The organism is Agromyces binzhouensis (assembly GCF_004135055.1).
Taxonomy (GTDB): Bacteria; Actinomycetota; Actinomycetes; order Actinomycetales; family Microbacteriaceae; genus Agromyces; species Agromyces binzhouensis.
Genome location: NZ_SDPL01000656.1, coordinates 1 through 1,099, shown reverse-complemented (window position 1 = coordinate 1,099; position 1,099 = coordinate 1). Strand labels below are relative to the sequence as shown.

The window sequence follows — 1,099 nt, the reverse complement described above, 5'->3', positions numbered from 1 at the left end:
CGGCACGCGCAGGGCCACCCGGCTGGGGCGGGTGACGAGCGCCGGCCGCACCGGTCGGACGTCGCGACCGAGCGACCGGCCGGTCGGGTCGGCGCGGTGCGGCGCGTCAGCCTCGCTTCGCGATGTAGTCGACCAGCGACTGCACGGTCGTGAGGTCCCGGTAGTCGTCCTCGGGCGTCGAGACGCCCGTCGAACCGGCGAGGACCTCCAGCAGCCGGAGGAAGTCGAGCGAGTCGAGCTCGAGATCCTGACGCAGCCGGGCGCTCGGGTCGAGGTCGTCCGGCTCGACGTCGGGGGCGATCTCGTGGAGGGCGGCGAACACGGCCGCCCGGGCATCCGTCTCGTTCACAGCTCCTCCGGTCTCTGCAGCAGTTCGTCGACGCGGGCGAGGAAGCGCCCGCCCCGCAGCCCGTCGCTCACTCGGTGGTCCGCGGAGAGCGTCGCCGTCACGACCGGGCGGACGCCGAGGAGGCCGCCCCTCGCCCACGGCCGCTCGAGCACGCGACCGAACCCGACGAGCGCGACCTGCGGCGGGTAGATCACGCCGAAGACGGACTCGACCCCGAGCTCGCCGAGGTTCGTGACCGTGATCGTCGGATCCGCCATCTCCGCGCGGTGGAGGCGCCCGGCGCGGGCCCGGGCGACGAGGTCGCGCAGCGACTCCATCACCTCGTCGGGCGTGAGCCGGTCGGCGTCGTGGATGGCGGGAGCCACGAGACCGCCCCCGCGCAGCGCGATCGCGACGCCGAGGTGCACGGCCGAGCTCTGCCGGAACTCGCCGTCCACGAAGAAGCCGTTCACCTCGGGGACGTCGCGCGCGGCCCGAGCGCTCGCGGCCAGGAGCAGCGCAGCCGGGACCAGCCGCTCGTTGAGCGGCCGTCCGGCGTTGGCCTGCCGCATCCACTCGAGTGCGGGCCCCAGGTCGATCGTCGTGCTGAGGTAGTAGTGCGGGATCTCGCGCTTCGAACGGGCCATCAACGAGCCGATCGCCCGGCGCAGGCTCGCGACGCGGTCCGACACCGAGGGTCCGCCCGCCCGCGTGCGGTCGTCGGCCGCGGCAACCCCATCGCCGGGCCGCGCATCCGGTCGCCGGCCACGG

The 1,099-nt window shown here is 74.8% G+C and carries 2 protein-coding genes; both read right to left on the bottom strand.

The window, feature by feature from the left end; translation table 11 throughout:
- Positions 1 to 106 precede the first annotated feature (106 nt).
- Positions 107 to 349 (bottom strand): acyl carrier protein, encoded by a 243-nt coding sequence (locus ESO86_RS17430; RefSeq protein WP_129236010.1) that lies wholly within the window; start codon positions 347 to 349, stop codon positions 107 to 109.
- On the bottom strand, positions 346 to 1,099 hold a 754-nt coding region (locus ESO86_RS17425), incomplete at its 5' end, for a 2-oxo acid dehydrogenase subunit E2 (protein ID WP_207207218.1). The genes ESO86_RS17425 and ESO86_RS17430, both read right to left, overlap by 4 nt.